The sequence below is a fragment of the Vibrio sp. 2134-1 genome (assembly GCF_033339495.1).
The window spans coordinates 74,056-87,872 of record NZ_JAWOUS010000010.1; the positions used below are offsets into that span (position 1 = coordinate 74,056).

10 protein-coding genes and 1 riboswitch are annotated in these 13,817 nt (G+C 46.5%); of the genes, 7 read left to right on the top strand and 3 right to left on the bottom strand.

The features are described from left to right. Nucleotides 1-52: 52 nt before the first annotated feature. Nucleotides 53-706 (bottom strand): oxygen-insensitive NAD(P)H-dependent nitroreductase NfsB, encoded by a 654-nt coding sequence (locus R7R78_RS13035; protein WP_005374924.1) that lies wholly within the window; start codon nt 704-706, stop codon nt 53-55. Between the two features lie 167 nt (nt 707-873). Between R7R78_RS13035 and R7R78_RS13040 the strand changes: the two genes are divergently transcribed. Further along, complete coding sequence (locus R7R78_RS13040; protein WP_225473736.1) at nt 874-2,337, top strand: helix-turn-helix transcriptional regulator; 1,464 nt, start codon at nt 874-876, stop codon at nt 2,335-2,337. Between the two features lie 129 nt (nt 2,338-2,466). Further along, the gene (locus R7R78_RS13045; protein ID WP_225473738.1) at nt 2,467-5,124 is read left to right on the top strand and encodes an alpha-amylase family glycosyl hydrolase; all 2,658 of its coding nucleotides are present in this window, start codon (nt 2,467-2,469) and stop codon (nt 5,122-5,124) included. An 84-nt stretch (nt 5,125-5,208) separates the two neighbouring features. Here R7R78_RS13045 and R7R78_RS13050 read toward each other — a convergent pair whose 3' ends face one another. Continuing rightward, a complete protein-coding gene (locus R7R78_RS13050) occupies nt 5,209-6,366 on the bottom strand; it encodes a D-alanyl-D-alanine carboxypeptidase family protein (RefSeq protein ID WP_077283423.1) in 1,158 nt (385 codons plus the stop codon). Nucleotides 6,367-6,576: 210 nt separating this feature from the next. Between R7R78_RS13050 and R7R78_RS13055 the strand changes: the two genes are divergently transcribed. Further along, nucleotides 6,577-7,872, top strand: a complete 1,296-nt coding sequence (locus R7R78_RS13055; protein WP_225473741.1) for an alpha/beta fold hydrolase — start codon at nt 6,577-6,579, stop codon at nt 7,870-7,872. Between the two features lie 455 nt (nt 7,873-8,327). After that, the gene (locus tag R7R78_RS13060; protein WP_005374899.1) at nt 8,328-9,308 is read left to right on the top strand and encodes a rhodanese-related sulfurtransferase; all 981 of its coding nucleotides are present in this window, start codon (nt 8,328-8,330) and stop codon (nt 9,306-9,308) included. 68 nt (nt 9,309-9,376) lie between these two features. On the opposite strand, the gene R7R78_RS13065 is transcribed toward R7R78_RS13060, so the two are convergent. Beyond that, nucleotides 9,377-9,682, bottom strand: coding sequence for a DUF6482 family protein (locus R7R78_RS13065; protein WP_136976810.1), 306 nt, complete (start codon nt 9,680-9,682; stop codon nt 9,377-9,379). Between the two features lie 108 nt (nt 9,683-9,790). Here R7R78_RS13065 and R7R78_RS13070 point away from each other — a divergent pair, with 108 nt between their 5' ends. From R7R78_RS13070 to gbpA, 3 genes are all read left to right on the top strand, one after another. After that, entirely contained in the window at nt 9,791-11,272 is a 1,482-nt protein-coding gene (locus R7R78_RS13070; RefSeq protein ID WP_225473742.1) for a cryptochrome/deoxyribodipyrimidine photo-lyase family protein, read from the top strand. A gap of 80 nt (nt 11,273-11,352) precedes the next feature. Then, nucleotides 11,353-11,853, top strand: a complete 501-nt coding sequence (locus tag R7R78_RS13075; protein ID WP_005384595.1) for a fasciclin domain-containing protein — start codon at nt 11,353-11,355, stop codon at nt 11,851-11,853. 272 nt (nt 11,854-12,125) lie between these two features. Further along, nucleotides 12,126-12,226, top strand: a riboswitch (cyclic di-GMP riboswitch). Nucleotides 12,227-12,324: 98 nt separating this feature from the next. Further along, nucleotides 12,325-13,788 carry an N-acetylglucosamine-binding protein GbpA gene (gbpA, locus tag R7R78_RS13080; RefSeq protein ID WP_225473745.1) on the top strand — a complete coding sequence of 488 codons (1,464 nt, stop codon included), beginning with the start codon at nt 12,325-12,327 and terminating at the stop codon, nt 13,786-13,788. The last annotated feature ends 29 nt before the right edge of the window (nt 13,789-13,817 follow it).

Here is a 13,817-nt window from a genome sequence, read left to right on the forward strand (position 1 = left end):
GCGATTTATATATTGATTACGGGGTGCTACGTCACCTGTAAGTAAGCTCGAATTAGATCTCGGTGAATACGGTTTCTGCGTCCCAGCGAGACTTTGGCGTTTTCGCGTTGAAGTCATCTTCCGCGTGGTAGCCAAGCGGCACGATCACAACACTGGTATAACCTTTTTCACGCAAGCCAAATTCTTCATCCAGCACTTTTGGATCAAACCCTTCAATTGGTACTGCATCGATTTCTAGCGTCGAAGCACCCAACAGCAACGTACCCACGTTGAGGTAAACTTGTTTCTCCATCCAATGGTTTGCATCTTTCAAATCAAAACGGTGCATGTTCACAAAGTAGCTACGGCCACCGCGCACAGCCGCTTTCGCTTCTTCAGTTGGGAATCGACCATCTTTTTCTTCTTGCACCATTAGCGCTTCAATGTAGTCGTTATCAATGCCTGTTTTTGCACAAAACACCAATACGTGAGAAGCGTTGAGAATCTTCGCCGCGTTAAACGCGTAATTCTCTTGCGCCGCTTTAGCGATGCGCTGCTTGCCTTCTTCTGTGCTTGCCAGAATGAAATGCCAAGGCTGGGAGTTCACACTCGATGGACTAAAACGAATCAGCTCTTTAACTGCGTCGATTTTTTCTTGAGGTAGCTTGCGCGTTGGGTCAAACACTTTCGTTGAGTAACGAGATTTTGCAGCTTGTACGATATCCATGAGGTTCTCCAATTAATGAATTTAAGCTGTGTAACAGCATAACCTCATGAGATAAAGGGAAAAACCGATTTCGATTAAAAACATTTTCAAAATAAATTTGAAAATAAAACGATAAGAAAGGCTTTGAGCGTTCTCACTGAACTTCTTCATCTTTTCAGCAATAATGCATGTTTGCTCGCAACCAAACTCAACTCATGCTGCCTCAAGATAACATTATTACATCCTTTCTGTGCAAAAAGCTCGGTCACAATCACCTTCGAATTGCTGGCGAATATTGGCACATTGAGAAGTTGGTGGCCTTGCAATGTATGATGTTGAAAGAAGCGCCTAACCTCCAAGAAGGGCTGCTTTGGTGGAGTAAAAGTGTCTCATTATTCGACCGCCGTTTGTACGTCACATTTCAACATGGTGATGCCCAAATCCATCTGCAAGTAGAATGCAGAACGGGCGATATGCCAAATTGGGCGGAATCGGTGTTTGGCTTGCTCAGAATGCAGTTGGAGATGCTTGAGCTAAGCGAATCAATACAAGTACAAGTTCAAGCCAGCAATCCATTCGCGGCCGATATTTTTCTAGGGGAAACGCGAGATTCTAAAACGAGTTCAAGCGTGTTTGAACTGGTGAAACATGTTTATTTGCTGCTTTCTCACCAGCCAATTGAGCAACCCGAATTGCTGAGTGTTTTGAACGCCTTGTTCATCAAAAACAGCAATTACGCGCTCAAGTTAGAGCAAGCGGCAAGGCAACTGGGCGTCTCCAAACGCACCTTGCAACGTCGACTGCAAGAGAAGCAAATGAGCTACTCTCAATGCGTTGATTTCGCTAAAAGAAAGCAAGCACTCACTTTGCTTGCCGACACCCAACTCACAACGCAGCAAATCGCCTATCAACTTGGTTATGAAGAACCTTCGAACTTTCACCGCACTTTTCGTCGTTGGTATCCGTTTTCACCCATGCAATATCGCCAACAATGTTTGGATAACCGAACTCAACTAAATCAACAACCGATCCGCTTATACTACGCCAAAGCCAATACCTTCGACGATAACCACATCGACCAACCTGTCGGCAAAATCTGGATGGAAGTGGACAATATTGCGTTTGAAAAAGTGGTCTCGGTAGAATGCCGTGACCGTGATGGCACGTGGCGTCGCTACCCAGCCTTCTTCGAGCGCTTTTTAAGTCATGGCATCGAACTCTGGGCAACGACCGAACTTCCGGTAGCGCACCCCCTTACCTTTCGCCTTTGTTATGAAGTCGATGGGGAACGTTACATTGAGAATAACCACCAGCGTGACTATGTGGTTTCTAAGGGGCTTTTAATTGGTGCCACGGAATACATTGTCCCGACTCGGCAGCTTATTAATATTGGGGCGCAATACACGCTCTTTATCGAACTGGCATGCCGACTTGAAAACGTTGCGAGGATTGACTGTTACGTCGATGATGATCCCACACCTCACGCAATGCGCTTAACCAAACACTCGCTACATTATGCTTGTTGGGTGCTGCAATTATCGCTCACTCAAACTGCAAAGCAGTGCCGTTTCCGCCTTTATGATGAATCCGACAACGAGCTCGCGAAAGAGCATTACCCGATACAATATCCTATTGTGCAACCGCTCAATTAAAACTGTCGGTCAGATCAAAACCATCACTTCGTGACATCATTTCACGTCTTTTTTGGCGTGAGATGACACTCTCAATTTCAAACCTTTGCTTTATCGTTTCTGCATTGCTGCATAACGGAGGCAAAAACTGTGTTTGAAACTCTACCTAACCCAATGAATAAAATAAAAATACTTCCTTTAGCGATCGCTCTTGCTCTTTCTGGCTGTGGAAGCGACGAAACCACACCAGTCGATACAGGCAGCCACGTGGCATCTCCTGATTGGCAAGATCAAATCATTTACTTCCTGATGATCGACCGTTTTAACGACGGCGACAGCGCTCTTAATGATCAAGGGCAAAACGAATTCGATCCGACTTCGGATAAAAAATTTAGCGGCGGCGACCTCGTTGGTGTGAGTGATAAGTTAAGCTACATCGAAGATCTCGGTGCCACATCGATCTGGATTACTCCGCCAGTTGCTAACCAATGGTGGGATGCAGAGCAAAACTACGGCGGCTACCACGGGTACTGGGCGCGCGATTTCCAAAAAGTGGATGAGCACTTTGGTGACATGGAAAGCTACCAAGCGTTAGCACGCGAAGTGCATGCGCGTAACATGTTCTTAATTCAGGACATCGTGACCAACCATGTAGGCAACTTCTTCACCTACGATGATCCTTACAGTTATGATCCAAGCCTACCTTGCCAAGGCTTCCGTTTGATTAAAAATGCACTACCCGCCGGGCAAGAACTGCCGTACCCACTCAACATGAACGAGTGTAAAACAGACGGCACAGGCAGCTACCACTGGACGCCAACTATCACCGACCACAACGATCCGGTACAAGAGAAAACCTGGCAGCTCTCTGATTTGGATGACCTCAATACGTCCGATCCTGAAGTACGCGCTTATCTAAAAGAGAGCTACCGAAAATGGATTCGCGAAGTCGGCGTCGACGGATTCCGTATCGATACGGTGAAGTTTGTTGAACACGATTTCTGGAACGACTTCCTACACGCCAACGATGGTGTGATGACGCAAGCGGTTGATACCGGTCGTAACAACTTCCTCACTTTTGGTGAAGTATTCGAAACATCTACGCCATACAACACTGAAGGCGAAAAGAAGATGCTGACTTACATCGGTGAAAGTGGCTCGCCGAAACAGCTAACCTCGGTACTGAACTTCCCATTGCAAGCGACCATGACGCGCGTATTTGCATCAGGGCAACCGACCGATTACTTACGCTTCCGTCTTGAGAAGATGATGGAGATGTTCCCGAATCCATACATCATGCCGAACTTCATTGATAACCACGATATGCCACGTTTTCTATCGCAAGGCAGTGTCAACGATATGAAGCAAGCGCTGATCACAATGATGGCAGTGCCGGGCATCCCTGTAATTTACCAAGGTACTGAACAGGCGATGTCAGCAGCGCGCGATGCGATGTTTGCTGGCGGCTACCGTGAAGACGGCGACTACGTAGACTCATTCGACCAAAACAGCGAGATGTACTTGTTCATCCAAGAGCTTGCTAAGTTACGTACCGAAAACAAAGTCATGACACGCGGCGAAATGAAAGTGATTGGCAGCGATAAAGCCGGCGCCGGTGTGTTCGCTTTTACCCGAACGTTGGATAACGACGAAGTCTTAGTGGTAATGAACACATCGAATTCCCCGATGTTGATGAACCAACTCGATGTAGAGCAAGCGGGCGGCACTGTTTTCCAACAACAAATCATGTCGAACTGGGCAGACGCTCCGGAGAAGCTAATCTCAGATGAAAACGGTCACGTAACCCTTGAGCTACCAGCCAAATCTGCCGTGATTTACTCGAAAACTAACGACACCCAATCGGTAGATACACCAGACCTCAACATCCAACTAGCGCAGGATTGGGAAGGGCAAACCATCACTGGTGATATTGTTATCGCGGGTAGTGCGAACGCCAACGAGAAGTTGAACCTTGTCGTCGATGGTAACTTGGAAACAGCACAAACCATTACTGTAGGCGCTGATGGTCAGTTTAGCGTCACGCTGTCGACTCGTCACTTTGCTATTGGCGAACAACAGCACCGCTTCGCGATTTATTCCACCGAGAAAAAAGCAGGCATCGAGGACGTGAATTTTGTCTCGAAACTAAGCTGGTCAAACACGCCGGATGACACCATTGATGATGCAGGCGATGCACAAGACGGCATGGGCGGTCCTAACGGTAACTACTCGCTACCAACGGATCCAACATTCGACAAAGACAGCAGCCAACTCGCAATCAACAAAGCAGAAGTGTTTACCGTTGGCAGTAACGTACGCTTGACCTTCACTATGGACAAAATCACCGACACTTGGTTGCCACCAAACGGCTTCGACCACGTAGGTTTCACCATCTTTATTGATTTACCGGAAGAAGCCGCAACCAACTTGTCTGAGCTACCGAAGATCAACGCTTCTATGCCAAGCGGAACCTGGAGTCGCAATGCGGTTGTTTTTGGCTGGCAAAGCTCGATTTACAACACCAAAGGAGCAAATGCGACGACATGGGGAGAAGCCGTAACGCCAGCACCAACAGTGACAGTAGACAAAGCCAACAACACCATTTCGATGGACTTTGCTAGCGATGCACTAGGCCGCCCAGATTCGCTCGATGGTATCCGCTTCTATGTCACGACTTGGGACTTAGACGGCCTTTCGGCAACTTACCGTCCGCTAGAGCAAGACAAAGGCCCTTGGAACTTCTCCGGTGGCGCATCGGATGAAAGTAAGATTTGGGACGATTTACCAATCATCACCTTGTCGGAATAAACCGTTAAAAAAGACACCGCCCAACGTTTAGCTGGGCGGCCATCAACAAAAGAATGCAGAAAGACACTTCTGCTCGTTTTTATTCTAGTTAAAGAACGATTTCACCCACAGCACCAGACTGTCCCAAAGCTGACCAAACCACGAGCCCTCTTCTACCGCTTGGCTGCTGACCAAGGGATAACTCGCCACGGTACTGTCATCGCTTTTCCAAACGACCTTACCAATCTCATCTCCTTGCGCGATCGGCGCAATCAACGGTTCATTTAACACCACACTCTTATCAAGCCCAGCCGTCATTGAACGAGGCAGAGTGAGATAGGCATCTTTAGCGAAGATCGCCTCAACTTGATTGACATTACCCTTCCAAACGCGAACTTTAGACTCAACTTGGCCCTGCTTAGCAACTTGCTTGGTGTCATAAAAACGAAAACCATAGCTGAGTAGATTCTTCGATTGGCTGATCCGAGCCTGTTTACTTGGCGTACCCATCACCACCGAGATAAGGCGCATTCTTCCTTCTTTGGCCGAGCTCACCAAGCTGTATCCTGCATTGCTGGTGTAGCCGGTTTTTCCCCCGTCGACATCAATGGAATTGTCCCACAACAACTTATTGCGGTTGTACTGCGTAATGTCGTTCCACTTGAAGACTTTCTCACTGTATAGCGCGTACACATCAGGAACATCGCTGATGATCGACTGCATGAGTTTTGCCATATCGGTTGGTGAGGTTTGGATGCCATCACTATCAAGACCATGGGAGTTTACAAAATAGGTGTCTTGCAGTCCTAATTTCTCCGCCCAACCATTCATCAAGGCAACAAAGCCGCGTTCACTGCCTGCAACGTGCTCAGCCAGTGCAACGCACGCGTCATTTCCTGATTGGATGATCACGCCGCGCATTAAGTTCGCAACACTAATTTCATCTTTCGGTTTGATGAACATTTTAGAAGAACCGGGAAACTTGGCCGACCACGCGTTTTCGCTCACGGTGACAACATCATCCCATTTCAAACGCCCCGCTTTGATTTCTTGTCCAACTACATAAGCGGTCATCAACTTGGTTAAACTCGCCGGAGCAAGGCCTGCTCGCCCGTTATGCTCGGCAATAATGGCACCGGATTGAAAGTCCATTAATACGTAGCCTTTTGCCTGTAACTGAGGTGGGTTGGGCGTAACAACGGCAAAAGTAGGTACGCTTATTAAACAAGTCACAATTGTCCATCGAGCCAGTGACACTTTCATCCGACTTCCTCCATGCTCTTACTTTGTCGCAACTCTATTGAGCATAGCTCACTCAACCAGTTGCACCAGTCGCTAATCGTTTCATTTTCTTGAACTTACATTGATTTGACCAAGGTATAGAACTGAAGAGGCAATTGGGAAATAGCGTTGGTTCTTCGCGCCATTCGCAGTAAAGTAGCGCTACCCCTCAATAAGGAAATAAAGATAACAATGAACGCTCAATCATTTATCGACGCAGGATTGCATTACACTCCCCACGGTTTTACCGTTCCTCTGGATTACCAAGACGCGAGCAAAGGCACCATTGAAGTCTTCGCCCGTGCGGTTTGCCTAGTTGGCGATGAAGAATCGACCAAACCTTGGTTGGTTTACTTTCAGGGCGGGCCTGGCTTTCCCTCTCCACGTCAAAACGGCAATAATGGCTGGGTAAAACGCGCCCTGCAAGAGTACCGAGTTTTGCTTCTCGACCAGCGCGGTACGGGCAACAGCAGCGTAATTAATCACCAGACGCTTGCTCACCTCACGCCAGAAAAACAAGCAGACTACTTGAGCCACTTCCGAGCGGATAACATCGTGCGCGACGCGGAATACATTCGTGAGCAATTTGGCGTCGAAAAATGGGCGATCTTAGGTCAAAGCTTTGGGGGGTTTTGCTCCCTCACCTATTTGTCTTTGTTCCCAGACAGCTTGCTACAAAGCTACATCACAGGTGGCGTGCCATCAGTCTCGCGTCATGCCGACGATGTGTATGAAGCCACCTTCAAACGCACCATGGAGAAAAACCAAGCGTTCTTCCAACAATTTCCAAGTGCGCAACAACTTTGCCAAAACATTGCGAATCACTTGCTGGAAAATGAAGAGTACCTACCAAATGGTCAACGCTTCACGGTGGAGCAATTTCAACAAATCGGCATCAACTTTGGTGTGAGTGATACTTTCTTGCCGACTTACTATTGGCTAGAAAGTGCGTTGATTGAAGTGAACAGCAAACCACAACTTCGCTATGAGTTCTTGAACGATATGTTGGCGCAGCAAAACTTCCAAACCAACCCGATCTACGCCATTTTGCATGAATCGATTTACTGCCAAGGCTTTGCGTCGAATTGGAGTGCGCACCGTGTTCGCCAAACCCGAACAGAGTTTAATTATGAACCTGGCCAGCCATTTTACTTTACGGGGGAAATGGTCTTCCCGTGGATGTTCGACCAATACGTCAACCTCAAACCACTAAAAGACGCCGCAGAAATATTGGCCGCGAAAGACGATTGGGCTGCGCTGTACGATCAAACTCAACTGGCTCAAAATAAAGTGCCTGTCAGTTGCGCCGTTTACGCCGATGATATGTTTGTTGAAATGGATATCAGCCGAGAGACGCTCGCGTTAATCCCAAATTCAAAAGCGTGGATCACCAACGAGTACGAGCACAACGGTTTGCGTGCCGACGGTGAACGCATTCTCGACAGGCTCATTGCCATGGGTAAACAGACCGCAGCTGCGTTGAAATAAGCAGGACAGACGTTAGAAATACGCCTTTTTAGTATTTGATGAAAAGGCGTTTATAGCGGTTTATGAACAATGGCGATCAGTCATTCACTCTTTGTCCCTAAACCTTTATCCCTCACCACCTCATGTATAAAACTGCGACATGTCCTTTCCTTGTCAATGACTCCGGTGATTACTTGGTGCTTCTTGCGCCTAACTTTTTTGAAGGGCCCAAAACAGCATAAATTTAAACCAAAAGTATCGGCTCCAACCTACCTAACCCACTATAATTAATGCTTATAATTTGAACACATAGCGGCTTCACCTGCGGACATGCTCCCCCTATCAAAGACCGCCAGGCCCCGCCTACTCATAATATCCGTATAATTTGTCCGTATTTCCGACTAGTTTAGTCAGGTATACTTCGTGCCGCTAAAATTTTAAGGTCGTTGACCACCTGTATTTTTAAAGGAAACCTCATGAGTCAGTATGTAGTTTGTGCGCTGTACAAGTTTGTTGAGCTGAATAACTATCAAGAGCTACGCGAGCCATTACTTGCGTTGATGGAAAAACACCATATTCGCGGAACATTACTACTGGCAAGTGAAGGTATCAACGGTACTGTTGCATCTGATCGTGCAGGTATTGATACGCTACTGGAGTGGCTAAACAACGAACCTCGTTTGACTGGCACCGTATACAAAGAGTCGTATTCTGAGACCCAGCCATTCAATCGCACCAAAGTGAAACTGAAAAAAGAGATCGTAACATTAGGTGTTGAAGGTATAGACCCTCGCCACGTAGTGGGTACTTACGTGAAACCTCAAGAGTGGAACGATCTTATTGCTGATCCTGAAGTGTTTGTTGTCGATACACGTAATGATTACGAAATCGAGATCGGGACATTCAAAGGCGCTGTAAACCCAAATACTGAAACCTTTCGTGAATTCCCAGACTATGTAAAAGAAAACATGGACCCGGCAAAACACAAGAAAGTTGCGATGTTCTGTACCGGTGGTATCCGCTGCGAAAAATCAACGGCTTACATGAAAGAACAGGGCTTTGATGAGGTCTACCACCTAGAAGGCGGCATTCTTAAATATCTTGAAGAAGTTCCTCAAGAAGAGAGCATGTGGGAAGGCGATTGTTACGTATTTGACGGTCGTGTTGCAGTGAACCACCAGCTAGAAAAAGCAGATTACGATTTATGTAACGCTTGTCGTCTACCGATCACTGAAGAAGACAAACAGTCAGAATTGTTCGAGCAAGGCGTGAGCTGTCCAAAATGTCACGGCACACACTCAGAAGAACAAATTGCTCGATTCCGCGAGCGTGAAAAACAAGTTGTTCTTGCAGAGCAGCGAGGCGAGCAGCATGTTGGTGGTGAAAGTGCCAAGCAAAGAGAAGCCCGACGTGCCGCTAAGTACGCGCAAAAAGAAGCGCAGCGTAAACAAGACTAAGCCCAACTCTCCTTATATTTAGCGAGCTGCCGTAAGGTGGCTCGCTTTTACTGCGCACCAATACTCTTTCAGTACAATTTTGTATCCCTCACCAATACCTCTAGTTGATTGTTTCTTTTGCCTTCGGGTAGCCCCACCATTTCATCATAAGCACTTTGATGTACTAAAACCTGCTTATTTGCTTTGATATTCCTGCACTTCTTTTGCATCTCGATCAGGGAATGAGCCCTCAAAAAGATACCGTTGTCATCAGTGATAAATTGCGCTTCTCCATCAATCACGACAGATGCCTGGTACAATGCGAGATCAAGCGAATGAATGACCAATTTGTCTACATAGAAGTATTTTTGTAACTTACTCAATGGTATTGCCATGTGTCACCTCCCTGAAAGTTACCTCTACGTTTTGTAGAATAAAACCGATCATTGGATGAGATTTCTTCGGTTTACTTGCGTACAACATCGGAAACAAAGAGGATTCCGATGCAAACAATCAATGTCGTGTGGTTAAAACGAGATTTAAGGCTGACTGACCATCAACCACTAACTCAAGCATTATCAACAAAGCACCCAACTGTGCTTTTGTATATTGTTGAACCATTGCTATTGAACAACCCACACTATTCTGAGCGCCACTGGCGATTTGTTTGGCAGTCACTGCAAGACATGGATGAGACGCTCAAAGCATATGGGCATCGAATCACGGTGCTGTTTGACGATGCCTTAGCATGTTTCCAATCAATTCAAGCGCAATATCAAATCAACGCTGTTTTTTCTCACCAAGAAATAGGACTCAACTGCACCTTTGAGCGCGACAAACAAGTTGCCGCTTGGCTGTATAAGCAGAACATCGACTGGTTTGAGTTCGAACACGGTGCTGTTATCAGAGGTGCAAAAAACCGGCAAGGTTGGGACAAACATTGGGACTCTGTCATGAGAGCCTCAATAAGCCCTATTGAGCTCCAAACCGACTTATTGCATTCATTGGATGCAGAAGCTCTCGGCTGTTCGTTTTCGCCACCATCATCCTGGCTATCAAAATGCAAAGGAATGCAAACGGGAGGAAGCCGGCTCGCTTGGAAAACACTAGAGGACTTTTTTCATCGTCGAGGTCGTGATTACTATCGAAGCATTTCTAGTCCCACAGCCTCACGCACAGCCTGTACTCGACTTTCTCCGTATCTCGCTTGGGGTAACATATCCTTGCGTGAAGTTTATCAATACCTTTTGAAACACTGGCAAGTCGCTGGGTTTCGTCGCAGCTTAATTGCATTGTCTTCACGGCTTCATTGGCACTGTCACTTCATCCAAAAATTCGAATCGGAATACGACATGGAGTTTTACTGCGTTAATCGGGCTTACGAACCATTGATTAAACAAAGTAGTACTTTCGATGAAGAAAAGTTAGCAGCATGGAAATCCGGGCATACTGGCGTACCTTTGATTGATGCCTGCATGCGCTGTTTGCACCACACTGGTTACATTAACTTTCGCATGCGTGCCATGCTGGTTAGCTTTCTTACTCACCACATGAACATGAATTGGCGAGTAGGTGTAACGCATTTAGCGCAACTGTTTCTCGACTTTGAGCCCGGAATTCATTACCCACAATTCCAAATGCAAGCAGGAGTAACCGGGACTAACACAATCCGTATTTATAATCCGATCAAGCAAGCCCAAGAACATGATCCTGACGGCACGTTCATCTACAAGTGGGTACCTGAATTGCAAATGGTTCCTCCCCCTCTTTTATTCGAGCCTTGGACAATGACCCAGATGGAAGTTGTCATGTATCAGTTGCAGCCAGATAGCCGTTACCTTGCACCTATTATCACACCAGACAACGCAGCTAAGGCAGCAAGAGAGCGCTTATGGACGTGGCGGAAACGAGCCGATGTGAAACAAGAAGGCAGACGAATTCTTGCGCGACATGTTAGACCCTCAAAAGAAAGTAGGACGCGATGATCATCTCTCAATCACAATGCGTACAAATGCCAACACACTCCAGGGAACCCGTTGTACCCTCAACTAGTAAGGAACACATTATGTTCAAACGTATCTTAGTTATCGCGGCGACACTGATGGCGACGTTATCTTTTATGCTGCCCGTCAAGGCTCATGAGCATGGCATGATGAAAGCCGATATTGTCGACGTTGCCGCTGAAAATGGCTCTTTCAATACGCTTGTTGCTGCGGTGAAAGCAGCGGGCCTGGTTGACACTCTCAAAGGGGAAGGCCCATTTACTGTTTTTGCACCAACGGATGACGCTTTTGCAAAACTGCCAGACGGCACAGTCGACATGCTCTTAATGCCGGAAAACAAAGACAAGTTAGTATCTGTTTTGACTTATCACGTCGTCCCAGGGAAAGTGATGGCTGCCGATGTTGTTAAGCTAGACAAAGCGACTACGGTTCAGGGGCAAGATGTCATGATTAAAACCATGGGCGATAAAGTCATGGTTAACGATGCAAATGTCATTGCAACCGATGTGAAAGCTAAAAACGGTGTCATTCACGTGATTGATACTGTCATCATGCCGAAATAACACCATTCAAAGGGCGGTACACTCCGCCCTTTAGACAGAACTTCTTCCACCCTTAGCACGATTCCTCTCCACTTATCCCCAACAAACCTCCACCCATTCACCATGACTATAAAAAAGATAAAAACAAAATTAAAATCAATACCTTGCAAGACGACACTGCACAATATTGACGAGGTTAAGATATCGTTATCTTTCAATTTGAGAACAGGATTCCATGTCAGTGACGTTTACTTTTCCACATGTAAATTCTTAAGCTAAATTTTGGCTGCTCAATCACATTTCGGCAAACCATTCGAAAGGGTGGGACGCAAAGCTTCCGGTCTGTCTGCATTTAAAAATCTAAAAGAATGCTCATGATAGCGGGGTTACCATGACGCAGTGTTACAGAAGTCCAATTTCTGTAGCGTTGCTTTATGCTCAGCATGCGCCGGGGTGTGACACTAGTTTGTCAGCCATAACAGAGGACATGTGATGAAATCATTTCCAACCAAATCCGTACTCGCGTTAGCACTTGCAAGCATTAGCTCAGGTGCTGCGGCTCACGGTTATGTATCAGAAACCAATGGTGGTGTCGCTGCAAGTCGCTCGGCACTATGTAAGTATCCAACGCCAGATACTAACGAAAAAAATAATAACTGCGGTGCGATTCAATATGAACCGCAAAGCGTTGAAGGCCCTGATGGCTTTCCCGAAACAGGGCCTCGCGATGGTAAAATAGCGAGTGCCGAAACCGCTTTAGCAGCTGCCCTTGATGAGCAAACTGCCGACCGTTGGGTAAAACGCACTATTCAAGCAGGTACACAAACTTTTGAATGGACATTTACCGCTAACCACGTGACGCGCGACTGGAAATATTACATCACCAAGCCTGATTGGAACCCAAACGCTTCACTATCACGAGACTCTTTTGATCTAACTCCTTTCTGTGTCGTCAACGGCAATATGGTTCAACCCCCGAAACAGGTAAGCCATCAATGTAATGTGCCTACTCGCGAGGGATACCATGTCATTCTGGCAGTATGGGATGTTGGCGACACTGCAGCCTCATTTTATAACGTGATCGATGTGAAATTTGATGGTGACAGTCCCGTTATTCCAGATTGGAAGCAAGGCGGTCAAATTATTCCTACAATGGATTTAAATATTGGGGATTCGGTTTATACGCGCGTATTTGATCAAGCAGGTGAAAACATAGCGTATAGAACTAAACTAGAAATTACCGATGCAGCAATGGGCCAAGCGAAAAACTGGTCTTACGCACTCGCGACTAAGCTAAACCAAGAACAAGCAAAACTGCAAGCCGGGCAGTATGCAGAGGATAAATTCACTCCTGTTTATGGTACTAATCCGGTGTATCTGCAAGCAAATAGCGGCCTTGAGCGAGTAGAGATCGGCTATAACATTGAAACTCCTGTTCCAGAATACTCACTCACAGTAGATGGCTTAGCAGACGAATATATCATTGAGTCAACACCGACAACGTTGGATCTGACACTAACTGCTGAAGGCGATTTAAATGCAGAACTCACCGTTTACAATCACCATCGCGAACCACTTGCAAGTTGGGCAAACGAAATGAAAGACGGCTCGGTAGAAGCGATATCGCTCGCTTTAAGTAAATCGGAGCCGGGTCACCATATGCTCGTAACACGTATTAAGGATAAAGATGGCAACTTGGTGGATCAGCAAACGCTCGACTTTCACTTAAAAGAAGATCCAGTAACGCCACCACCATCTGGTGAGTACGATTTTGTCTTCCCTGAAGGACTATCTAGCTACACGGCGGGCACAAAAGTGCTTGCCAGCGACGGGGGCATTTATCAATGTAAACCTTTCCCATACTCTGGTTACTGTATGCAGTGGAAAGAAAGCGCAAACCATTACGAGCCTGGAATAGGTTCACACTGGGAGATGGCTTGGGATAAAGTCAACTAAATCACCCTTTGAACGTTACGCAAAAGAGC

What these genes read in the sequence shown, in the direction of transcription:
- R7R78_RS13035 (WP_005374924.1), bottom strand. Translation starts at nt 706, where the DNA reads ATGGATATCGTACAAGCTGCAAAATCTCGTTACTCAACGAAAGTGTTT.
- R7R78_RS13040 (WP_225473736.1), top strand. Translation starts at nt 874, where the DNA reads ATGTTTGCTCGCAACCAAACTCAACTCATGCTGCCTCAAGATAACATT.
- R7R78_RS13050 (WP_077283423.1), bottom strand. Translation starts at nt 6,366, where the DNA reads ATGAAAGTGTCACTGGCTCGATGGACAATTGTGACTTGTTTAATAAGC.
- R7R78_RS13055 (WP_225473741.1), top strand. Translation starts at nt 6,577, where the DNA reads ATGAACGCTCAATCATTTATCGACGCAGGATTGCATTACACTCCCCAC.
- R7R78_RS13060 (WP_005374899.1), top strand. Translation starts at nt 8,328, where the DNA reads ATGAGTCAGTATGTAGTTTGTGCGCTGTACAAGTTTGTTGAGCTGAAT.
- R7R78_RS13065 (WP_136976810.1), bottom strand. Translation starts at nt 9,682, where the DNA reads ATGGCAATACCATTGAGTAAGTTACAAAAATACTTCTATGTAGACAAA.
- R7R78_RS13070 (WP_225473742.1), top strand. Translation starts at nt 9,791, where the DNA reads ATGCAAACAATCAATGTCGTGTGGTTAAAACGAGATTTAAGGCTGACT.
- R7R78_RS13075 (WP_005384595.1), top strand. Translation starts at nt 11,353, where the DNA reads ATGTTCAAACGTATCTTAGTTATCGCGGCGACACTGATGGCGACGTTA.
- gbpA (WP_225473745.1), top strand. Translation starts at nt 12,325, where the DNA reads ATGAAATCATTTCCAACCAAATCCGTACTCGCGTTAGCACTTGCAAGC.